Origin of the sequence: Amycolatopsis sp. cmx-11-32, from assembly GCF_047608695.1 — a bacterium.
Lineage (GTDB): Bacteria > Actinomycetota > Actinomycetes > Mycobacteriales > Pseudonocardiaceae > Amycolatopsis.
In genome coordinates, this window is sequence record NZ_JADNQN010000002.1 from 19,391 (window position 1) to 40,232 (window position 20,842).

19 protein-coding genes and 1 tRNA gene are annotated in these 20,842 nt (G+C 66.8%); 11 read left to right on the forward strand and 9 right to left on the reverse strand.

All coding sequences use genetic code 11. From position 1 onward, the window contains the following. The first annotated feature begins 253 nt into the window (after positions 1-253). Positions 254-718, forward strand: a complete 465-nt coding sequence (locus ACM6LR_RS04615) for a (d)CMP kinase (RefSeq protein ID WP_414942011.1) — start codon at positions 254-256, stop codon at positions 716-718. On the opposite strand, the gene ACM6LR_RS04620 is transcribed toward ACM6LR_RS04615, so the two are convergent. The 4 genes from ACM6LR_RS04620 to ACM6LR_RS04635 form a co-directional block, all read right to left on the reverse strand. Continuing rightward, positions 621-1,802: an XRE family transcriptional regulator gene (locus ACM6LR_RS04620; RefSeq protein ID WP_414942009.1), complete on the reverse strand. Its 1,182-nt coding sequence runs from the start codon at positions 1,800-1,802 to the stop codon at positions 621-623. The two genes, ACM6LR_RS04615 and ACM6LR_RS04620, sit on opposite strands and share 98 nt — an antisense overlap. Next, positions 1,789-2,574 (reverse strand): hypothetical protein, encoded by a 786-nt coding sequence (locus tag ACM6LR_RS04625; RefSeq protein ID WP_414942008.1) that lies wholly within the window; start codon positions 2,572-2,574, stop codon positions 1,789-1,791. The genes ACM6LR_RS04620 and ACM6LR_RS04625 overlap by 14 nt, the downstream gene beginning before the upstream one ends. Before the next feature lie 474 nt (positions 2,575-3,048). Next, positions 3,049-3,121: transfer RNA gene (locus tag ACM6LR_RS04630), tRNA-Thr, on the reverse strand. Positions 3,122-3,167: 46 nt separating this feature from the next. After that, the gene (locus ACM6LR_RS04635; protein ID WP_414943247.1) at positions 3,168-4,739 is read right to left on the reverse strand and encodes an alkaline phosphatase D family protein; all 1,572 of its coding nucleotides are present in this window, start codon (positions 4,737-4,739) and stop codon (positions 3,168-3,170) included. 149 nt (positions 4,740-4,888) lie between these two features. On the opposite strand from ACM6LR_RS04635, the gene ACM6LR_RS04640 reads away from it, so the two are divergent. The 3 genes from ACM6LR_RS04640 (at position 4,889) to otsB (ending at position 10,567) form a co-directional block, all read left to right on the forward strand. Further along, positions 4,889-6,454, forward strand: coding sequence for a threonine/serine ThrE exporter family protein (locus ACM6LR_RS04640; protein WP_414942006.1), 1,566 nt, complete (start codon positions 4,889-4,891; stop codon positions 6,452-6,454). 93 nt (positions 6,455-6,547) lie between these two features. After that, positions 6,548-7,987 carry an alpha,alpha-trehalose-phosphate synthase (UDP-forming) gene (locus tag ACM6LR_RS04645; protein WP_414942039.1) on the forward strand — a complete coding sequence of 480 codons (1,440 nt, stop codon included), beginning with the start codon at positions 6,548-6,550 and terminating at the stop codon, positions 7,985-7,987. 51 nt (positions 7,988-8,038) lie between these two features. Further along, complete coding sequence (gene otsB / locus ACM6LR_RS04650) at positions 8,039-10,567, forward strand: trehalose-phosphatase (protein ID WP_414942005.1); 2,529 nt, start codon at positions 8,039-8,041, stop codon at positions 10,565-10,567. 555 nt (positions 10,568-11,122) lie between these two features. On the opposite strand, the gene ACM6LR_RS04655 is transcribed toward otsB, so the two are convergent. Together ACM6LR_RS04655 and ACM6LR_RS04660 are read right to left on the reverse strand one after the other, a co-directional pair. Beyond that, complete coding sequence (locus ACM6LR_RS04655; RefSeq protein ID WP_414942038.1) at positions 11,123-12,079, reverse strand: glycoside hydrolase family 6 protein; 957 nt, start codon at positions 12,077-12,079, stop codon at positions 11,123-11,125. Positions 12,080-12,237: 158 nt separating this feature from the next. Then, on the reverse strand, positions 12,238-12,903 hold the full coding sequence (locus ACM6LR_RS04660) for a C39 family peptidase (RefSeq protein WP_414942004.1): 666 nt from the start codon (positions 12,901-12,903) through the stop codon (positions 12,238-12,240). Between the two features lie 167 nt (positions 12,904-13,070). Between ACM6LR_RS04660 and ACM6LR_RS04665 the strand changes: the two genes are divergently transcribed. Continuing rightward, on the forward strand, positions 13,071-13,253 hold the full coding sequence (locus ACM6LR_RS04665; protein WP_414942003.1) for a hypothetical protein: 183 nt from the start codon (positions 13,071-13,073) through the stop codon (positions 13,251-13,253). Positions 13,254-13,485: 232 nt separating this feature from the next. On the opposite strand, the gene ACM6LR_RS04670 is transcribed toward ACM6LR_RS04665, so the two are convergent. The 3 genes from ACM6LR_RS04670 to ACM6LR_RS04680 all read right to left on the reverse strand — a co-directional run bounded on the left by ACM6LR_RS04670 (position 13,486) and on the right by ACM6LR_RS04680 (position 17,117). Next, positions 13,486-13,947 (reverse strand): hypothetical protein, encoded by a 462-nt coding sequence (locus ACM6LR_RS04670; RefSeq protein ID WP_414943248.1) that lies wholly within the window; start codon positions 13,945-13,947, stop codon positions 13,486-13,488. Between the two features lie 945 nt (positions 13,948-14,892). Continuing rightward, a complete protein-coding gene (gene radA / locus ACM6LR_RS04675) occupies positions 14,893-16,251 on the reverse strand; it encodes a DNA repair protein RadA (protein ID WP_414942001.1) in 1,359 nt (452 codons plus the stop codon). A gap of 149 nt (positions 16,252-16,400) precedes the next feature. Beyond that, complete coding sequence (locus ACM6LR_RS04680; protein ID WP_414943249.1) at positions 16,401-17,117, reverse strand: hypothetical protein; 717 nt, start codon at positions 17,115-17,117, stop codon at positions 16,401-16,403. Positions 17,118-17,415: 298 nt separating this feature from the next. On the opposite strand from ACM6LR_RS04680, the gene ACM6LR_RS04685 reads away from it, so the two are divergent. The 6 genes from ACM6LR_RS04685 (at position 17,416) to ACM6LR_RS04710 (ending at position 20,831) form a co-directional block, all read left to right on the forward strand. Then, a complete protein-coding gene (locus ACM6LR_RS04685) occupies positions 17,416-17,907 on the forward strand; it encodes a CarD family transcriptional regulator (protein WP_005165253.1) in 492 nt (163 codons plus the stop codon). Between the two features lie 74 nt (positions 17,908-17,981). After that, positions 17,982-18,617, forward strand: coding sequence for an IspD/TarI family cytidylyltransferase (locus ACM6LR_RS04690; RefSeq protein WP_414943521.1), 636 nt, complete (start codon positions 17,982-17,984; stop codon positions 18,615-18,617). A 116-nt stretch (positions 18,618-18,733) separates the two neighbouring features. Beyond that, on the forward strand, positions 18,734-19,204 hold the full coding sequence (gene ispF, locus ACM6LR_RS04695; RefSeq protein ID WP_414941999.1) for a 2-C-methyl-D-erythritol 2,4-cyclodiphosphate synthase: 471 nt from the start codon (positions 18,734-18,736) through the stop codon (positions 19,202-19,204). Between the two features lie 29 nt (positions 19,205-19,233). Next, complete coding sequence (locus ACM6LR_RS04700; protein ID WP_414943250.1) at positions 19,234-19,629, forward strand: PPOX class F420-dependent oxidoreductase; 396 nt, start codon at positions 19,234-19,236, stop codon at positions 19,627-19,629. Between the two features lie 13 nt (positions 19,630-19,642). Beyond that, the gene (locus ACM6LR_RS04705; RefSeq protein ID WP_414941997.1) at positions 19,643-20,038 is read left to right on the forward strand and encodes a PPOX class F420-dependent oxidoreductase; all 396 of its coding nucleotides are present in this window, start codon (positions 19,643-19,645) and stop codon (positions 20,036-20,038) included. A 106-nt stretch (positions 20,039-20,144) separates the two neighbouring features. After that, positions 20,145-20,831 (forward strand): HAD family hydrolase, encoded by a 687-nt coding sequence (locus ACM6LR_RS04710; protein ID WP_414941996.1) that lies wholly within the window; start codon positions 20,145-20,147, stop codon positions 20,829-20,831. Positions 20,832-20,842: the final 11 nt, after the last annotated feature.

A 20,842-nucleotide genomic window follows, 5' to 3' on the forward strand; every position in this document is an offset into this window, starting at 1 on the left:
CGCAGGACCCTGGCCGGGGTTGGTCTTGGCCAGCTCGGCGGGGCGTTCCCTTGGGTGGCGCAGGTTGGCGAGCAGCGGTCGAGTCACTCTGAGTTGGGCGTGCGCGGCCAGCACCAAACTACGTCCACCTGTCGGCGGCCTCAGGCTGCCGTAGCCGGGGCCGAGTCCAGCCGAGAGTCTGCCCAAACAGGCGAAACGTGTGCTCGCGTTATCGAAGCGACGGAGGAACGTCCGTCAGCACGTGGTTGCCAGGATGCCGGGAGTACGTCTGCACATCACCGAACTCGTCAGACAATGGGCCGCCGAACACGAGCAGTGCATCATCGAAGGGCAAGACATCGGCACGGCCGTGTTCCCCGAGGCAAGCCTCGAATACTACCTAACCGCGAGACCTGGTGAAGCCGGACCCCACCGTCAGCACCCACCAGGACGACCCGGTCTTGCCTGCGGTACCGACCCGCGCTCATCTCGATCTCCCTATCAGGCGGGCCGTACCTTCCCTGCGCCGCGGGGACACCCACCTACAGCGTCAGGTACTCCCGGACCTCACCACGTAAGTGCGGGTTCCCGCCGCTGCAGCGGCAGCATCGTTTCTTGCGCACCCGGGGCGGTTGCGCTCCCTATAGAACCAGGCGGAGATGCGGGCGATCTTGGCGAGTTCCGAGCAGTTCGTGAACGCGCCCGGTGGACCAGGCGAGTTCAGCCGCCAGTTTGGTGACGGTGGTGCCGTGGTTTGCGGCTAGCTCGAAGGCTTGTGCGAGCAGGACGGGGTTTTCTCCGGGGTAGCCGGCGATGGGCTCGTCGGCGAACATGCCTTGGTTTCTTAGAGTGTTGAGCCGTTGGTATGCCCTGCTTGCTGTGGGCGCTGAGAATAGGCCCAGCTCGCGGCAGCGGTAGAGCAGAGACCGGATGGAGACTCCCCACTCGATCTGCAGTTTGGCGAGGACGCCGAAGTCGACGCGGACGGGCAGGTCCGGTGCGATGCTCGCGCGCGGCGTGAGGAACTCGGCCGCGAATGCGTCAGCTTCTCGTTCGGTTTGAGTATCGCCCGCGGGGGTGTCTCCGTGCAGGACGAGGTGGCCGAGTTCGTGCGCTGCGCTGAAGCGATACCAGTAGACGTCGTCGGCACGGTCGGGCGTCAGCACGATCAGCGGCCGGGGCAAGCGCGAGGTGGAGAAGGCATCAATGCGTTTGGCTTCGCTGCGTTCGAAGGGCAGCATCGCGACGATTATGCCTCGGGATTCCATGAGCCGGACCAGGTGCGCGATCGGCCCTTGCCCAAGTCCCCAGTGCCGGCGAAGTGCGCGGGCGGCGCCGACAGGATCCAGTGGAACGTCCTCGTTCGTGGTGACCTCGCCGCCGGCGAAGCCAGGCAGGTCCACCAGCGGGAGCTGCACTCGCCTCTCGAGGGCGTGGGTCAGTTCCCATACCTGGGCAGCGAATGCGACGGCGCGGTCTCGCTGAAATAGACGGGTTGAGCGCAGGCTTCGGAAATGGGTCCCGGACGTGTCGAGGGCAGCATGTGGACGACCCGCCGCGAAGAAGTGGACCGGGACGTCGAGCAGATCAGCCAGGCGGATCAGGATGTCGGGACGCGGGCGGCTGACCCCGGCCTCGTACTGACCGACCGCTGCCGGGCTCACGTGAAGGTTGTCCGCCAGCTCCTTCTTCGTCATCCCCGCCAAGTGCCGGGCCTGGGTGAGCCGCGCCGGATCGAACGCACTGGCCACAACACCCGGGCTGGGCGACGCTGTAAGGCGAGGTTGCAAAAGAAGAAGCTGCGGATCGTCAGTCTTGGTCATCGTCCTGGGCGTGAGGTTCGTCGGGGTGGGGTTCAGTCTGCGGCGGCACACCTAGCTCGTCAGCACCAGGTTGCCGCAAGCCCAACGCGATCTCGGGCTCTTTACCGGAATCGAACCATGAGGTGCCGGTGCCGCGCCCGGCGAGGCTCAGACCGCCAGCGACTCCAGTCGCAGCCAGGGGGAGTGCGGAGTGATCGCCCCACCGCAGCTCGCCTTCCCCGATGTGTTCGGCTTGTCCCCACTCGACATGCAGCACGCCAGCTTCGAGGCTGCAGGCATAGGCGATCACGACCAGCTGGACGCCTTCACCGAGCTGCGGGAAGGACTCATATTCGTCGTGTGCGTCGAGTTCTTCCCATGCCTCATCGAGAAATGGCTCGGTACGTTCGACTTCCGGCGCGTGCGCACCGAACAGCCGCTGCCGCTGCGGCGACACCGGTCGCCCGAGCCGAGCTCGCTCAACAGGCACACCAGCTCGGTCGGCGTAGCGCAAAGGGAAGAAAGCCTGGTCCGCGATGACGACAAGCTGATAGCCGCCGAACTTGGCAACCTTCGCGCCGTCGATGGACAGCAGCTCGCGAACCAGCTCCTCATGCTGGAATTCCCACAGCCCGTTCCCGTAAATCCGCCTGGTTGTCGAACGAGTGGCGTCGTGCCCGTCCCTCGCGCGACCGTGAGCGGTCGCGAGCGCTTGGGGAATCCGCCGGCGCAGAGCGTGGGCGTTCTCGCCGAAAGCGCCATCCGCCCAGTCCCGGGCAACTCGAAGATCCATTGTCACTCCTGCCGCGTCGCCGAGCACACTTCAGCATCCAGCGAAAGTACTCTCAAGCACTTTAGCTGACGACAAGAATTTTTCAGCACTGGAGGTCGGCGTGTCGACGATCAAGCAACCCGAGAGACACCCGTGCGCCTGGGCGCGACCGGCCGACACGCCTTTTGCAACCTGAGGCGGCTGGCCGCCGCCCGGACCGACGTGACGGACTTCAGGTCCAGCCGCCACTCCTCTGCCAAGTTCGCGCAGATAGGACCACTCGGAAGCCCAAGTCACGCAGCTACGATCCAGTCGCGGCCAGCACCCATCCCGACCACGCCGTGAAATTCCTGCTGAAGGAAGCGCACCCGAATCCGCAGTTTTCAGCACAGCAGAGCAAACGGAGACGAAACGGAGCCCAATCGGGCCGAGTCAAACATGAACACTAGTCACATTAAGCACCATACCCGCAGGTCAGCGATCATGTTGATCTTGAGCCGCCAAGGGGGCTCGAACCCCTGACCTTCTGTTTACAAGACAGATGCTCTACCAGCTGAGCTATAGCGGCCTCGCCCGGAGTCACCCCCAGGCGAGCCCAGTATATCGGCGCCCGTTCAGCGGTTCGCAGGGTGCACCCACGGTTCCCCCGCCACGGTCCGGAAAGCGTGCGCGAACGTCACGGCGGTCGCCGGGTCGCGGCGGTCGGCGACGTAGTACCAGTTCATCCGGACGGCGTCCGGGGTCACTTCGAGGACGCCGGGGCCGTGCGAGTCGAGTTCCACGAAGCGCACGTGCGGGTTCAGCGCGCGGATGGCGGCCTCGACCTTGAGCGAGCCGGTCCGCGGCGGGACACCGAGTTGCTCGTCGAGGTTGTCGGAGGTGACCGACGGGCAGACGAACTCCACCGCGACGCTCGTCCCGTCGCGGGGTACGTCGTTCGCCCACGACGAGTGGACGTCGCCGGTCAGGAACACCGTGTTGCCCCGCCCCTGCGCGGCGATGGTGTCCAGCACCCGGCGACGGTCCGCGGTGTAGCCGTCCCACTGGTCGGTGTTCACGGTGGTCGGCTGGCCGTCGAGCAGGCCGGCCAGCGCGAGCTTTTCACGCGAAGGCAGGGTGGGCACCTTGATCGGCGTGACCATCACCGAGTTCCCGACGACGTTCCACGACGCCGTGCCCCGCGCGAGACCCTCGAGGAACCACCGCCGCTGGTCGGCGCCGAGGATCGTGCCCTCCGGATCCTCCTCGGGCCCGGGCTGCCGCGTCCGGTATGTCCGCAGGTCCAGCATGGTGAGGTCGGCCAGCCTCCCGAACTTCAGCCGCCGGTACAGCCGGTCGCCGCGATGCCGCACCGGCATCCATTCGAAGTACGCCTGGTGCGCCGCCCGCATCCGGTCGGGCCAGCCGCCCTCGGTCGCCGGATCGTGTGATGGCGATCCACCGGACCAAGCGTTGTCGGCTGCCTCGTGGTCGTCCCAGGTCGCGATGACCGGATGGCGGGCGTGCAACCGCTGGAGGTGGTCGTCGGTCTTGTACATCGCGTGGCGCCGCCGATAGTCCGACAGGGTGACCAACTCGTGAGACGGAACCGAAGGCCGGAGATCACCCGCGGGGTTCGGGTTACCTTCGTAGAGGTAGTCACCCAGGTGAATGAAGGCGTCGAGATCGTCGCGACCGGCCAGATAGCCGTAGGGGGCGAAGTGACCGACAGCCCAGTTCGCACACGACACCACGCCGAACCGCAGCCGTGCGACTTCCTCCTCGTGCGCGGGCGCGGTGCGGGTGCGCCCGGTCTGCGAGACCTTGCCGCGCGACGTGAACCGGTAGTAGTACGCGGTCGACGCGCGCAGCCCACCCGCCGTCACCTTCACCGTGTGGTCGCGTTCGGGCCCGGTCCGGGTGTGACCACGAGCGACGACGTCCACGAAATCGGCGTCGGCGGCCACCTCCCATCGGACGTTCACCGGCGCCCCTTTTCCGGATCCCGGAACAGCCTCGGCCGAAGGCGTGACCCGGGTCCAGAGAAGCACCGAATCGGGCTTGGGGTCACCCGAAGCGACTCCGTGCGCGAAAACCGGGGCCTCCGCCCCGCTAGATGCCCCCGAAAGGGTGAATGTCGCCGCAGTTCCGGCCGCGGTGACACCGGCCGCGCGAAGGAGGGAACGCCTGCTTACAGAGGACGTCATGACATGCAGTGTGCCGCAAACCGGCGAGACCGCGATGATCTTCCTCAGGCGTGGTGTACGCCACTTCGGATTACCTGCAACGGGCAGGGCATCGGCCCCGATGGTCCTCGGGAGAGTCCCTCGAACGAGACCGAGGAGGTGGATCGATCATGAAGATCAACGAGCACACCAAGAGGGCCCAGGGCGGCGAACGCGGTGTCGAAAAGAACCAGGACGAAACACCCGAACGTGGCGAATGGCTGCTGGAAGCGCCGCGGCAACGTGACGGTGAGCGATCGATCCACCAGGCTCGTTCGCACCGGCCGAACCTGCTGCGCCGCCGCGCCTGGCAGATCCTCGAAGCCCCGACGGCCGAGCAGCCCGCCGTCGACGGCGACGAAACGATGGGCCCGAAGCCGCCCGACGACACGACGGTCAACTTCGTCCTGGACCTCGTCCTGCGCATCGGCGAGGTCCAGATGTCGAGCGGCGCCGGCGCCTCCGACGTCACGGCGACGATCATCGCGCTGACCTCCGCGCTCGGCCTCCCGCACTGCGAGGTCGACGTGATCTTCACGTCGATCACGGTCACCTGCCACCGCGGCACCGACATGGCGCCCGTGACGGCGTTGCGCGTGGTCCGCTCGCGCAGCCTCGACTACACGCGGCTCACCCAGACGGAGACCCTGGTCCGCCGGATCGTCCGCGGGAACATCGGCGCCGAGGAGGCGCAGCAGGAACTCCAGCGGATCACGACCGCGCCGCACCCGTACCCCCGTTGGGTGGCCACGGCCGCCTGGGGTGGCCTTGCCGCGTTCATCACCCTGATCCTCGGCGGCAGCATCGACATCGCCCTGGTCGCGCTCGTGATCAGCGCGGTCATCGACCGGCTCGGCCGCTTCCTGAACCGCTTCGCGCTGCCGTTCTTCTTCCAGCAGGTGATCGGCGGCCTGGTCGCGACCCTGTCCGCGATGGCGATAGTCAGCAGCGACCTGCTCACCACGAACAAACCCACGCTGGTCGTCGCGGCGGCGGTCACCGTGCTGCTGTCCGGTCTTTCCACGGTTTCCGCCGTGCAGGACGCCATCACCGGCTATTACGTCACGGCGGCCGGGCGCACGATGGAAACCGCGCTGATGAGTGCCGGGCTGATCGCGGGTGTGGTGCTCGCCCTGAAGATCGCTCTGCTGCTCGGCCTGTCGCTCACGCCGCTGCCCGAGGTCGTCTCCTCGACGCCCCAGCAACTCCCGATCATCATCATCGGCAGCATCGGCGCCTCCGCCTGCTTCGCGCTCGCCTCGTATTCGACGATGCGCGCGATGCTCGTCGCGGGAGCGGCGGGCGCGATCGGCGGCGCGGTGTACGGCGCGCTGATGCTGACCGATTTCGAAGCCGTCAGCTCGTCCGCGATGGCCGCGACGCTGGTGGGCTTCTGCGGCGGCGTGCTCGCCAGGCGGCTCAAGGTGACGCCGCTCGTAGTGGCTGTGTCCGGCATCACGCCCCTCCTTCCCGGTCTCTCCACCTATCGTGGTCTATACCAATTGGGCGTCGAACAGGGTGGGAACATCTCCACACTGATGACCGCGGTCGCGATCGGGCTTGCCCTGGCAGCGGGTGTGGTACTCGGCGAGTACCTGGCGCAGCCGGTGCGCACGGGGCTCGGCAGGCTCGAACGCAAGTTCGCCGGGCCGAGGATGGCGGGCCCGATGGAACCCGCCGAACGACGCTTGGAGTGAACGCGCGACGACCGGCCGTCGCGTGGGCGCGCGATAAGGTTTCCCCTTAGGGCAGCGACCCGCGATTTCAGGGAGCGGCTGGTGGACGAAGTGATGGCTGAGACGGGCAGAACGGCTTCCGCGGACTTCGTCGTGGTGGCGAACCGCCTTCCGGTGGACCTCGAACGGACCACCGACGGGAGCAGGCGCTGGACGGCGAGCCCCGGCGGGCTGGTGTCGGCGCTCGAACCGTTCCTGCGGTCCCGCAAGGGCGCCTGGGTCGGCTGGCCGGGTGTGCCCGACGTCGAGGTCGAGGAGTTCGACGACGACGGCCTGGTCCTGCACCCGGTCTCCCTGACGTCGGACGAGGTCCGCGACTACTACGAGGGCTTCTCGAACGCGACGCTCTGGCCGCTGTACCACGACGTGGTGGCCAGGCCGGTGTTCGACCGGAGCTGGTGGGAGTCCTACGTCCGGGTGAACCGGCGCTTCGCCGAGGCGAGCGCGAAGGTCGCCGCCGAGGGCGCGACCGTGTGGATCCAGGACTACCAGCTGCAACTGGTACCGGCGATGCTCCGCGAACTGCGCCCTGACCTGCGGATCGGGTTCTTCCTGCACATCCCGTTCCCCCCGGTCGAGTTGTTCATGCAGATGCCGTGGCGGACCGAGATCGTCCGCGGCCTGGTCGGGGCCGATCTCGTCGGTTTCCACCGGCCGGGTGGCGCGCAGAACTTCCTCTGGCTGGCGCGGCAGCTGGCCGGGCTCGAATCCAGCCGCGGCGCGGTCGGCATCCGCACCCGCCCCGGCCTGATGCAGGTCGGCGACCGCACGGTGCGGGTCGGCGCGTTCCCGATCTCCATCGACGCCGTCGGCCTCGACAAGCTCTCCAAGACCAAGGGCGTCGCCGAACGCGCCGCCCAGCTGCGGCGTGACCTCGGCAACCCGAAGAAGGTCCTGCTCGGCGTCGACAGGCTCGACTACACCAAGGGCATCGACCTGCGGCTGCAGGCGCTGCACGAGTTGCTGCACGAAGGCCGCGTCCGCCCGGAGGACGTCACGTTCGTCCAGCTGGCCACGCCGAGCCGGGAGCGCGTCGAGCACTACCAGCGGATGCGCGGCGACATCGAGCAGATGGTCGGGCGAATCAACGGTGAATTCGCCCGCGTGGGTCGCCCGGTCGTGCATTATCTGCATCAGTCCGTGAACCGGACCGAACTGGCCGCGTTCTTCTCGGCGGCCGATGTCATGGTGGTCACCCCCCTGCGTGACGGGATGAACCTCGTCTGCAAGGAGTACGTCGCCTGCCGCCACGACCTCGGCGGCGCGCTCGTCCTGTCCGAGTTCGCCGGCGCCGCGGCGGAGCTGACCAGTGCTCTCCTGGTCAACCCCCATGACCTGGACGGGGTGAAGAACGCGTTGGAGACTGCCATTACGCTCGACCCCGCAGAGGGACGCCGTCGTATGCGCGCCATGCGCCGGCAGGTCCTCACGCATGACGTCGACCGCTGGGCGCGCTCGTTCCTTCAAGCGCTCGGTGGAGAACCGACCGACTGACCGTGTCCCCATAACACCACCCCGCCCCGCTTAGTCCCCGAGGAGAAATCGTTGACCGCCGAGGCACTGCCCGCCGAGCTGCGGCGCGCGATTGTCCAGGTCGCGCGCACCCCGCGGCTGCTGGTCGCCTGCGACTACGACGGCACGCTGGCGCCGATCACGGCCAACCCGGACGAAGCCCGGCCGTTGCCCGAATCGGTGGGCGCGCTCAGGTCGCTGGCCGGCCTGCACGAGACGACCACCGCGGTCATCTCCGGCCGTGCGTTGCGTGACCTCGCCACGCTGTCCCGTCTCCCTGCCGAGGTGAACCTGGTCGGCAGCCACGGATCCGAGTTCGATATCGGCTTCATCCACGCGCTCGACGACAAGGCCCGCGAACTGCACAGACGGCTCGAAGCCGAGTTGGAGAACCTGGTGCTCGACGTGCCGGGCGTCTCACTCGAGGTCAAGCCCGCGAGCATCGCGGTGCACGTCCGCCGCGCCGAGCACGAGGCGGGCCGCCGCGTCCTTCGCGATGTCCACAATGGACCTTCGCAGTGGGAGGGCGTGTCCACCACCGACGGCAAGGAGGTCGTCGAGCTCGCGGTCGTCCAGACGGACAAGGGCCGCGCGCTGGACACCCTGCGCCACCAGGTCGGCGCGACGGCGGCGATCTTCCTCGGCGACGACGTCACCGACGAGAAGGCGTTCGCGCGGATCTCCGGCCCGGACATCGGTGTGAAGGTCGGCGAGGGCGAAAGCCTCGCGCAGTACCGGGTTCCGGACACCGTCGACGTCGCGATGGCGCTCGCCTTCCTGCTCGAAGAGCGCCGCAACTGGCTCTACGGCGAGCAGGCGCCGCCGATCGAGCGGCTTTCCATGCTGGCCAACGAACGTTCGGTCGCGCTCGTCACGCCGGACGCCCGGCTGACCTGGCTGTGTCACCCTGGCCCCGACGCGCCCGCGATTTTCGCGGATCTGCTCGGCGGCCCCGGTGCCGGGCACTTCTCGATCAAGCCGTACCGCAACGGCCTGCCCCTCGGGCAGCGCTACCTGCCGAACACGATGACGGTCGAGACCCGCTGGTCCCGGCTGCTCGTCACCGACTACATCGAGCCGGAGAGCCCCGCGCACCGCACGGACCTCGTCCGGGTGATCTCGGGCGAGACGGCGGCGGAGATCGTGTTCGCGCCGCGTCCCGAGTTCGGCGGTGTGCCGGTGAAGCTGGTCGCACAGGGCGACGGGCTGGTGGTGCAGGGCACCTCGGAACCGTTCGCGCTGCGTTCGCCGGGCGTGGAGTGGGAGATCACCTCCGACGGCATGAACGACACCGCGACGGCCTTGGTGACGCCCACGCCCGAGAGCCCGGTGGTGCTCGAACTCCGTTGTGGCACCTCGGATCTCGTCGCACACGAACTGTCCGAAGTGGAGCGGCGGTCCCGCGCGGGCGACTACTGGAGCATTTGGGCGCGGACGCTCAAGCTGCCCAGCGTCCAGACCGACCTCGTCGGCCGCTCGGCGCTGACGTTGCGCGGGCTGGTCAACACCGACACCGGCGGCGTGCTCGCGGCGGCGACGTCGTCGCTGCCGGAGGAGATCGGCGGCGTCCGTAACTGGGACTACCGCTACTGCTGGATCCGCGACGCGGCCATGACCGTGCGCGAACTGGTCCACCTCGGCTCGACCGAGGAGGCCGAAGGCTATCTCCGCTGGCTGCACGGCGTACTGTCCACTTTGGCCGGTCCGGAACGGCTGCACCCGCTGTACACCTTGGCGGGCAGCGTGATCGGCGCCGAGGCGGTCATCGAGTCGCTGCCGGGGTACGCCGGTTCGCGGCCGGTCCGCGTCGGCAACCTGGCGAACCACCAGGTGCAGCTGGACGTCTTCGGCCCGGTCGTCGAACTCGTGCAGACACTGGCGGAGGCGCGCGGCGAACTGCGCGACGAGGACTGGCAGATGGTGCGCGCGATGGCCGAGGCCGTCACGCGGCGCTGGAACGAGCCGGACCACGGCATCTGGGAGGAGCGGCACGTGCCGCGCCACCGGGTGTACTCGCGGGTGATGTGCTGGGTGACCATCGACAGGGCCGTCAAGCTGGGCGAGATCTACGGCCGCCAAGTGCCGGGCGCGTGGCCCTCACTGCGTGACGAGATCGCTGCGGACGTACTGGACAAGGGCTGGAACGAAGAGGTCCAGGCCTTCACCACCGCCTACGACGGCACCGACCTCGACGCCGCGTCGCTGTTCGTCGGGCTGACCGGGCTGATCGATCCGGCCGACCCGCGGTTCCAGTCGACGGTGACCGCGATCGAGGCGGAACTGCGCAGTGGGTCCACTGTGTACCGTTACCGCCGCGACGACGGTCTTCCCGGCGGCGAAGGCGGTTTCCACATCTGCGCGGCTTGGCTCATCGAGGCGTACCTGCTCACCGGGCGGCGCACCGAGGCCGAAGAACTGTTCACGCAGATCGTCGACGCCGCGGGCCCGACCGGCCTGCTGCCCGAGCAGTTCGACCCGATCGCGGAGCGCTCGCTGGGCAACCACCCGCAGGCGTACTCGCACATCGGGCTGATCCGCTGCGCGAACCTGCTCTCCCGCTAGGCGCGCGACGTCCACTGTCGTCTGTGGTAAAGGCCTCCTTTCCGACACCCTGAGGGGTCAGGGTGTCGGAAAGGTCGAGGTCTCGCAGGTCAGGCGTTATTCGTCGCTGTGTAAGGCTGACGATGGAGGAATGGGGACGTCGAGTGTCCCCATTCCTCCATCGCCGCGGATCACACCGGTCACGAAGCTTGATCAACAGAGGTTCAGCGACGTTTCCAACAGCAGCGCCGACCAGCAGCTCTGCGACTTTGCCGGGACCCTGACCTCGCGGTAGCGAAGGCCCTCAGCCCCCACCGCTGTGATCCTTGGTGACGACTTGCACCAATACGTCCGTGAAGGACTCCTTGAGGGACTCTGGGTCCCTCAAGGAGTCCTTCACGGACCACCCACCCCACACAATGCGAAAAGGCGTCCTTTGCCACGTCACCGTGACAAAGGACGCCTTCAGGTACTTGGAGTCGTCGCGCCGGCTGCTGTCCTAGGGGTCGTGGCCTTCGCTTTCTCGGCAGAACGAAAGTCACAGACGAACAGCCGGCGCGACGGGTTTCGGGTGGGTCAGGTACCGCTGATCAGGCGCAGGGCCAGGTCGGAGCTGAACTGACCGGCTTCTACGTTCGGCGCGATCCCGCACTTGCCGTCGGAGTCGCCGGGCACCTTGACCCAGAGCAGCATCTCGGCACCGCCGCCGGTCTGCGAGGGAGTCCCGAGCTTGCGCCCGGCCGGGTTGCACCACTCGGCACCCTTGGGGCCGTTGCCGTTGCGGCTCGTGTCGATCACGAACGGCTTGGTGTAGCCGTACTTGCTCGACAGCGCGGCGCTGACGGCCTTGCCGTAGTTCGCCGAGTCGGTGGTGGTCTTGTAGTTCGACACGTTGATCGCGAGACCGCGGATCGATTTCACCCCGACGGCGTTGAGCCGGTCGGCCATGGTCGCGGCGGGGATCCAGGTCGAGTTGCCGCCGTCCATGTACGCCCAGGTGTTCGGGGCCTTGGTGGCGAACTGCTGACCGGCGAACTTGAGCAGGTCGAGGCGGGTCTGACGTTCACCGGCGGGCAGGCAGTCGAGCTGCGCGAGCGCGTCCGGCTCGATGATGACGACCGCGGGCTTGCCGCCGATGCCATCGGCGAAGTTCGAGATCCAGGTGCGGTACGCCTCCGGGCTGCCCGCGCCGCCACCGGAGTGACCACCGCAGTCACGGCCGGGGATGTTGTAGGCGACCAGGATCGGCAGCTTGTCGGCCACGTCGGCGGCGTAGGTGTAGCCGTCGACGGCCTTCTTGACGTCACCGCTCCAGTTGCCGAACCAGCGCGCGCCCGCCTTGGTGGAGATGGCGGCCTTGATCTTGTCGGCGGTGCTGCCAGGGTGATCCCTCACCCAGACCGCGGGGTTGGAGTTCGGGTCGGTGTAGAAACCATTGGTCTTCTCAAGGGGGTTGCCGTCGGCGGCCTGGGCCGGCGCGGCGATGAGGGCCAGCATTGAGGCGGCCAGCAGACCGAGCGTCTTGATGCGCATGTCGATCATCTTCGAGCACCCGCGTACAAGATTCGTACAACCCGCGTTTCGTCCTCTAGTTGCGACGTTTCGGCGTCGAACCATCGCAAGTAGTCCTCTAGTTGCGGTACTTGCGCGTGCAAGTACCGCATCTAGAGGACGAAACGCGGGAGGAGGGGTCAGGCCGAGTAGCCCTTCGGCGGGATCAGGGTGGCGAGCTGGTTGAAGGTGAGCCAATAGATCTGGTTGCCGCCGAAGTTGGCCGGGTCGGCGATCTTCACCGTCATGTTGCCGCTGTTGTAGCCGATGATCGTGAAGTAGTGGTAGATCGTGTAGTTCGGGTAGCCCGGCGGGTGGTTGTTCGCCGGGGCGACGATGTTCGCGACGATCGCGTAGCCCTTGTCGACGTCGAGGACGATGTCGCGCCACAGGAGGTCGCGCTGCGCCTGGGTCGGCGGGTCGTTCGGCATCTCCTTGGTCTCGTACCAGCCGCCGCCGATGTGGGCGTTGAGGACGCGGGTGACCTGGCCGATCCAGTCGGTGCCGTTGGTGCTGGTCGGGAGCTCGTTCGCGAGTTGCTGCTGGCTCGGCGGGTTGCCGTTCTTCGCCGAGATGGCGATGCGGGTGGCGGCCGGGCCGCACCAATACCCGGTCTGCTGGATCTGGTACTGGATGTTGAGCTCCGCGGCCGCCCTGACCCCTTCGACCTTGGCGGGCGGCGCCATCGACTTCACGAAGTCGGGAGCGGGTACGACGTACTCGTCTTGAGCGACGGCCACCGACGGCGCGGTGATCAGTGCGGACACCGCGAGCGCGGCGACGACCGCTGTCCTGAGTCGACGCATGGTAATCCTTCCCCAGCTTCACTTTTCCTTGGTGAATACTGAACAGAGTCGCCTCTTCGGCGGCTTTTGTCTTGATCTCCACCTGGGCTTTCCCCGATCGGCGTACGACGAAAGTAGGGTCAGATGAACGCTCGGGAGACGATCGGGCAAGAGCGATCGTGCAGGTGATGAAGAACGATCACGGGCAGGCGGGCTCACAGGGGCCGGACCGGCCGGATCTCGGCGGTCCCGACCCCGCGCCCGTCTTCGGCATGCTCTTCGACGCCCACGCGGCCCCGCTGCAGCGCTATCTCGCGCGCCGTGTCGGCACGGAGACCGCGCACGACCTTGCCCACAGGGCGATCACGTAGTTGCGGTCATCCAGGATGAGCAGGTCGTCCCCGCCAAATTCCCGGCACCGCCGCCGCCCGAACCTCGTCCTCCATCGACGACTCCGACACCGCCGCGCCGGCCGTCGGCGGCGAATTCACTGGCGTGGCCGCCACCGGGGCACCACCGGCCACGCCTGCCATCAAAGCGGCCGTGGTGACCGTGATCAAAGCTCGCGAAAGTACGCTAGATCCTTTTCTCATGCTCCCCTCTTCATTTGTCCGGTATTTCACCGGCCGTGATCCGGCCCGAGTGCCAGTATTCGATGACGATGTCCTTGTCCGGCAAATAGATCCAGACGTCATCGCCGATGTCCATGAGCAGGCCGGCGTTCGCCGCCGCAAGCCGTGCGGGAATGCCGATCGATGGGATTACCACATTTCCCCAGAACACGATGACTTCGGCGCGAGGATCAGTGTTCCTGACTATGAGTTCACCGAGAACTCGAGCCGCGTCGTCGTAATCATGTTCGACTCGCTGCTCCACGATCCGAGTCACCGACCAGTCCTTCGCGCCAGTTGTGGCCAGGTCGATCGGAAACCGGTTGACACTGACCGAACCGTATTCATTGTCTTCGAAAGGAGTCAATTGTCTCACCAAGACTCGCCTGTCTGAGCCTATGGCATCGAACAGCGGCCGCAGGGAATTCGGATGAGTTCCGTAGTGCATATTCACTACCAAATGTTACCACGTAGAACTACTTCGAATTCAGTCCTGATTCCAGTACATTTGATTGCCCATTTCTGACCGGTGCGACCGCTCCCCACCATTACCCTGAAGTGCGACCTCTTCTCGGCATCCCAGTCCAGTTGGCGTCGCTTGAACACCCCGTTCACTCTGACCTCGAAACCGCACCTTGATCGACCGTGACCTGAACAAGACGCTCTTACCTTCGTCGACAATCACCGCACTGTTTGTTTCGACGCGGGCAACCCGGTCATCGGTCCTTCGCCACGCCCTCATCGCCGACAGTGACCGGATCGATATCTCCTTATTCGTTTCAAAACAACAGCCACGCCCGGGGCAGAGATATCACCGTACCGCACCTTTCCAAAAGCAGGAACAAGTCCGGTCAAATCATTGGTGAGCCGATGAACTTGGATAGCCACACTATAACAAAGTCAACTTCCCTCTCTTCGTCGGAAAGCGACTTCAAGCAAGCCGAAGTCACGGCGCATGAGCGGCTTACGGCGGACATCGATGTAGCGACTCCCCCAGCTTCGTCTCTCATTCATTTGGAGACGAAGCCAAATTCACACTCAATACATGGCCGACAGCGACAACCTGAGCAAGAAATTTCAGGTCTCGCATGCTTACGTAGTCTTCAACATCTTGATAAGAGGTTCATCTCGGCAACCCCGTTTACCACGTCTCCGAACTCACCCGAATTGAACTTCTCTCGCGTGGACTTCGCCTGCTCAATCAGATAGTTTCGCAGCTTCGATTACTTTGATCGCCTCGTTGGTATCTCGCCGCGGCGAGATACCCGGTCCTTAAAAACTCCGTGGCCGCGACGGTTCCGCGTCCAGCGCGACTCGCTTGACCTCCGGAACCGCCACCCGGGCAAAGCCCGCAGCTTCACGCGGTTCGCCGCGGCGGCCTCTCGCGCACCCTGGACTTCTAGCGGGCGTGTTTGGCGGCGTTGAGCGCGCTCGCGACGTCAGCGACCTCCAGCACCCGGATGCCCGGCGGGATCTTGCCGGAGTCCGGCGGCACCAGCGCGTAGGTGAAGCCGAGCCGGGCGGCCTCGGCGAGCCGCCGCCCGATGCCCGGCACCCGCCGGACCTCACCCGAAAGGCCGACCTCGCCCATCGCCACGAGCTTGGGCGAGAGCGCGGTGTCCGTCGCCGACGACATCAGGGCCAGCACCACCGCGAGGTCGATGCCGGGCTCGGTGATCTTCATGCCGCCGACCGTCGCCACGTAGACGTCCTTGTCACCGACCTTGATACCCGCCCGCTTCTCGACCACGGCCAGCACCATCGCGACGCGCGCCGAGTCGAGACCACTCACCGCGCGCCGGGGCTGCGGCGACTGAGTCGCCGAAACCAGCGCCTGTACCTCGCCCAGCAGCGGGCGCTTACCTTCCATGGTCACCGTGACCGCGGTGCCCGCGACCGGCTCGGCGGTGTGGCTCAGGAACAGGCCCGACGGGTCGGGCACGCCGACGATGCCCTCCTCGACCAGTTCGAAGCAGCCGATCTCGTCCGCGGCGCCGAAGCGGTTCTTGATGCCACGCAGCATCCGCAGCGTCGAATGTTTGTCGCCCTCGAACTGCAGGACGACGTCGACCAGGTGCTCCAGCACCCGCGGCCCGGCGACCGAGCCGTCTTTCGTGACGTGGCCGACCAGCACGATCGGCAGCCCGCGCTCCTTGGCCAGCGCGACCAGCCCGGAGGTGACCGCGCGGACCTGGGTGACCCCGCCCGGCGAGCCCTCCACCTGTGGCGAGGCCATGGTCTGGATCGAGTCGACGATCAGCACGCCCGGCTTGACCGCGTCGACGTGGCCGAGGATCGCGGCGAGATCGCTTTCGGCCGCGAGGAACATCTCATCGTGGACGTTGCCGGTGCGCTCGGCGCGCAACCGCACCTGCCCGGCCGACTCCTCGCCGGTGACGTACAGCGCGCGGCCCGCGGTGGCCGCCCACTGATAGGTGACCTCCAGCAGGAGTGTCGACTTGCCGACGCCGGGCTCACCGGCGAGCAGGATGACCGCGCCCGGCACGAAGCCGCCGCCGAGGACGCGGTCCAGTTCGGAGACGCCGGTGGGCTTGGCACGCGCCGTCTCGACGTCGACCTCGCCGATCGGACGCGCCGGGGCGCTGGGCGCGCCGGCGGCGACCCTGGCTACCGCGGGGCGGGCGTCGCCGCGTTCCTCGATCGTTCCCCATGCCTGGCATTCGGGGCAGCGCCCGACCCACTTCGGCGCCTCGTACCCGCATTCACCGCAGCGGTAGGTGCTGCCTTTCTTGACCACCCCGCGAGGCTAGCGGCCACCACCGACAATCCCCGGCAGCGACCGACCTCGCCGGTAGCCGAAGGGGACTTTCCCCGCATCAGATGCAGCGAAGGGGCCCTTCACCGCGTGTGATGCGGTGAAGGGCCCCTTCAGCTCGGCTACGGGAGTTAGTGGCCGCCGCCCTTGGCTTCCTTCTCCGGAGCGGGCGCCCGGCTGCCCGGGTGCGACGGCGCCGCGACCGGCAGGTCCAGCGTGACCGAACCGGAGTTCTTGAAGACGAAGGTGACCTTGATCGTCTGCCCGGCCCACAGCGGCTGCTTCAAGCCCTGCAGCACGACGGTGGCCTTGCCCACCTCGGCGGGCTGCTCCGGGCCAGCGGACGGCGTGACCGTCCCGGCGACGCTCGACGACGGCGCACCGGACTCGCTGCTCGACGGGGCACCCGAGGACGACGGGGCACCCGAGGAGGACGGCGCGGAGGAGGCGGCGCTCGTCGGGGCGACCTCTTTGGTCGACTCGACCGCGTCGGAAGGGCCGATCACGAGCGCGTGGGTCGAGACGACGACCTTGGCGCCGGAGATCTTGGCGTCACCGGTGGCGGCCTCGGAGGAGACCGAGACGAGCTCGTCGTCCTGCTTACCCTGGTTCACGATGGTCAGCGACAGCGGCACGGCGGCACCGGCCGGGTACGCCTGGCCTTCTTCCGGGAACTGGAGCGCGGCGTTCCGCAGCACAAGATCCTTCGCCTGCGCGTACGTCCCGTTGACCGCGGGCTGCTGCGAGTCGGTCTGGGTGATCTGACCAGCACTGCAGCCGGCGAGCACGAGCGCGGCGCCGAGCGCCAGCACCCCTGCGCCGAACACGCGACGATTCTGCAGCCTCACGTCGGAGTCCTTCCATCTCACGGCCTCTTCACCGCGAAGACTAGCCGGGCGGCGTCGCGGCCGGAGAACCCGGTGCGTGTTGACACGCGACCCAATGCGGTGACGTGCCCAAGATCAACCGTCTACAAAGGAATTGGAAAGCGTTCGCTTCTCACCTGCATGAGCATGGGCGAATTGGGTTTGTCAACCCCCGGGCGGACCACCGTCAGGCCGCTGACCTGCAACGACGATCGCGGGTCGCTAGGTGGGCCTCGTCGGCACGTGCTAAGATGAATTCAGCGAAAGGGGCAGAGGACACATGGTTTTCAAGGTCGGAGAGACCGTCGTCTACCCGCACCACGGTGCCGCACTCATCGAAGCCATCGAGACCCGCGTGATCAAGGGCGAGGAGAAGAAGTACCTCGTCCTCAAAGTCGCGCAAGGGGATCTTACGGTTCGCGTGCCCGCTGACAACGCCGAGATCGTCGGTGTTCGTGATGTCGTCGGGCAAGAAGGACTGGACAAGGTTTTCGACGTTCTGCGTGCTCCGCACACCGAAGAGCCCACTAACTGGTCTCGTCGGTACAAGGCCAACCTCGAGAAGCTCGCCTCTGGCGATGTGAACAAGGTGGCCGAAGTGGTGCGCGACCTCTGGCGGCGAGAGAAGGACCGCGGACTTTCAGCCGGTGAGAAGCGCATGCTGGCGAAGGCGCGGCAAATTCTGGTCAGCGAGCTGGCGCTCGCGGAGGGTACCGACGAGGACAAGGCTGAAGTCCTCCTCGACGAAGTTCTGGAAACCGCGGCAGTCTGAACCGGCGGGTGTCCCACGCCGGGTGAGGCTGCGCGGGAGACCTCTACGATCGTGCACATATGAGCACCGTCCCCATGAGCACGATCGCGTTCGTCACTGCCGTTCAACACCACGCCTTCGACGCGGAGCTCGCTCTCGCGCCGGTCAATGGTGAAGCTCTACTCACGCACACTGTGCGGGGGCTGCTCGCGCTGCCGGATCTCGATCTGGTGGTCGTGGCGGCCCCCGAGCGGTGTGCGTTGTCGTTTTCGGCCGCTCTCCTCGACTTCCCGGAGCGTTGCCGGATGATACCCGGCTCTTCGCTCAAAGACGCTTTCGACACCGTCGAAAAAGAGATCGCCGGGGATCCCGTCTTCCTCGTGCACGACGCTTTGCGCGCCTTCACTCCCGCGGACACGATCCGTGCCGTCACGGACGCGGTCCGTGCGGGCTCACCGTTCGTCGTTCCCGTACTACCGATGGCTGACACGGTCAAAGTGACTGACGCGGCGAAGGTCATCACGGGCACCAAAGACCGCGCGTACCTGCGCACGGCGCAAACCCCGCTCGGCTTCACTCGTGAGACTTTTCTCTCGTATGCCGATAAACCGTCTCTCGACGGCGCGCACACCGTCGCCGGTCACCCCGATGCGATGCGGGTCACCAATACGTTCGAACTGAAACTGGCCGAGGCGATTGCCGTGGCCGGAGAAGAAGAGGAAACCCTCTGATTCACTCGCGCCGCGCCGCTGGTGTGGGCGGACGGGCGCACCCCTCCAAAGATGACCCATAAATCGCCGAGGCTGCCAACACACCGCGCGAACAGGCGAAGAGAAGAGGAAACCCTGTGAGGATCGGCAACGGCGTCGACGTCCACCCCATCGAGGAGGGCCGCGAATGCTGGATCGCCGGTCTCCTCTGGCCCGGCGTCGACGGCTGCGCGGGGCATTCCGACGGCGACGTCGCGGCGCACGCGTTGTGCGACGCGCTACTGTCCGCGGCGGGGCTCGGTGATCTCGGGGCGGTGTTCGGCACCGGCGATCCGCGGTGGGCAGGCAAGCACGGCGTCGAGTTCCTCGCCGAGGCACGGCGACTGGTCGAAGCGGGCGGCTGGACCGTCGGGAACGCGACCGTCCAGATCGTCGGCAACGCGCCGCGCGTCGGGAAGCGCCGTGAAGAGGCGCAGAAAGTGCTGAGCGAGGCTGTCGGCGGGCCGGTGAGCGTCTCCGGGACGACGACCGACGGGCTCGGCCTGACCGGACGCGGCGAGGGCATCGCGGCGTTCGCGACGGCGTTGCTCTTAACCTCGCAGGAATAGGGCGCGCCGGGAGCCTGTTCTCCCCTGTCATGGCAGTCACACTTCCCGAACCGGTCCGAGAACTGGTGGACGGCAAGAACTTCGCGACCGTGGCCACGCTGGACGCCGACGGCGGCCCGCAGACCTCGGTCATCTGGGTGGGCCTCGACGACGGCAATCTGGTCTTCAGCGCCACCGAAGACAGGCTGAAGGTGCGGAACCTCCGTCGAGACCCGCGCGCGAGCGTGTCGATCACCGACGCGGAGAACCCTTACCGGCACACGCAACTGCGCGGCACGGTCACGATCATTCCCGATCCCGAGAAGACCTTGCCGAAGCGGCTGAGCCACAAGTACCTCGGCCAGGACCCGCCGCCGGAAGGCCCGGAAGCCGAGCGAGTGATCGTCCGGCTGCGGGTGGACAGGATCGCCGGGAACGTTCGTTGATTAGGCTCTCGTCATGGGTGTGACCTTCAACGACCAGACCAAGAAACTCCTGGACGGCAACAACTTCCCCGTCCTCGCCACCATCAACGCCGACGGCTCCGCGCAGACGTCCGTGCTGTGGGCGAAGCGGGACGGCGACACGGTGATCTTCGCGACCGTCCGCGGCCGTCTCAAGGAGCGGAACATGGCCAGGGACCCGCGGGTGTCCGTGTCGGTGTTCGACCAGGAGAACCCGTACGACTACGTCGAGATCCGCGGGACCGTGGAAATGACCGACGAGGGCGGGCGCGAGCTGATCAACGAGCTCTCGCACAAGTACCTCGACAAGGACTACCCGGACGAGCCTGCGGAGGTCGTGCGCGTGCTGGTCCGGATCACGCCGACCAAGATCACCGGCAACGCCGCCTGACCCGCGCCATGAACGGTCCGTTCCTTGCGAATTTCGCAAGGAACGGACCGTTCATCTCACACGCGGGGAGAGGTCAAGTCCCACGATCGTGGCTAGTGTGGGACTCGTGACCTATCGCGCTGTGTTGTTCGACTTCTCCGGCACGGTCTTCCGGCTCGAGCAGGATGAGACCTGGCTCGCCGACCTCACCGACCACGAGGGGGAGAGCCTCGACGTCGAGGCCCAGACCGAACTGATGCGTCGGATGACCGCGCCGGTCGGCCAGGTCGTGGACCTCGACGAGGCGCACCTGTACGCCTGGCACCACCGCGACCGCGACCCGGTGCTGCACCGCAAGGTGTACCTCGAGGTCCTGAAGCGGTCCGGGGTCCCGCACGCCGACCAGGCCGTCGCGCTCTACACCCGGCTGATCGATCCCAGCCAGTGGACGCCGTACCCGGACACCGAGGCCGTGCTCAAGGGCGTCTCCGGCAAGGGCGTCCGGGTCGGGGTGCTGAGCAACATCGCCTTCGACATCCGGCCGGCCTTCAGCCGCCGCGGCTGGGACGCCTTCGTCGACGAATTCATCCTGTCCTTCGAGGTCGGGGCCGTGAAACCGGAGCCGGAGATCTTCCGGACGGCCGTCGAACGGCTCGGCGTCGAACCGGCGGAGACGCTGATGGTCGGCGACAGCGAGGAGGCCGACGGTGCCGCACGCGAGGTCGGCTGCGCGTTCGCGCTGGTAGAGCCGCTGCCGACGACCGAGCGCCCGGACGCTCTCCTCCACGCCCTCCGCACCCACAACGTGCTGTAACACGGTCACTG

Bases quoted from the DNA above. Each gene is read 5' to 3' on its own strand.
- ACM6LR_RS04645 (WP_414942039.1), top strand. From the start codon at position 6,548: ATGGCTGAGACGGGCAGAACGGCTTCCGCGGACTTCGTCGTGGTGGCG.
- ACM6LR_RS04700 (WP_414943250.1), top strand. From the start codon at position 19,234: ATGGCAGTCACACTTCCCGAACCGGTCCGAGAACTGGTGGACGGCAAG.
- ACM6LR_RS04690 (WP_414943521.1), top strand. From the start codon at position 17,982: ATGAGCACGATCGCGTTCGTCACTGCCGTTCAACACCACGCCTTCGAC.
- ACM6LR_RS04635 (WP_414943247.1), bottom strand. From the start codon at position 4,739: ATGACGTCCTCTGTAAGCAGGCGTTCCCTCCTTCGCGCGGCCGGTGTC.
- ACM6LR_RS04655 (WP_414942038.1), bottom strand. From the start codon at position 12,079: ATGCGCATCAAGACGCTCGGTCTGCTGGCCGCCTCAATGCTGGCCCTC.
- ACM6LR_RS04685 (WP_005165253.1), top strand. From the start codon at position 17,416: ATGGTTTTCAAGGTCGGAGAGACCGTCGTCTACCCGCACCACGGTGCC.
- ACM6LR_RS04660 (WP_414942004.1), bottom strand. From the start codon at position 12,903: ATGCGTCGACTCAGGACAGCGGTCGTCGCCGCGCTCGCGGTGTCCGCA.
- ACM6LR_RS04705 (WP_414941997.1), top strand. From the start codon at position 19,643: ATGGGTGTGACCTTCAACGACCAGACCAAGAAACTCCTGGACGGCAAC.
- ACM6LR_RS04625 (WP_414942008.1), bottom strand. From the start codon at position 2,574: ATGGATCTTCGAGTTGCCCGGGACTGGGCGGATGGCGCTTTCGGCGAG.
- ACM6LR_RS04615 (WP_414942011.1), top strand. From the start codon at position 254: ATGCCGGGAGTACGTCTGCACATCACCGAACTCGTCAGACAATGGGCC.
- ACM6LR_RS04640 (WP_414942006.1), top strand. From the start codon at position 4,889: ATGAAGATCAACGAGCACACCAAGAGGGCCCAGGGCGGCGAACGCGGT.
- ACM6LR_RS04620 (WP_414942009.1), bottom strand. From the start codon at position 1,802: ATGACCAAGACTGACGATCCGCAGCTTCTTCTTTTGCAACCTCGCCTT.
- ACM6LR_RS04665 (WP_414942003.1), top strand. From the start codon at position 13,071: ATGAAGAACGATCACGGGCAGGCGGGCTCACAGGGGCCGGACCGGCCG.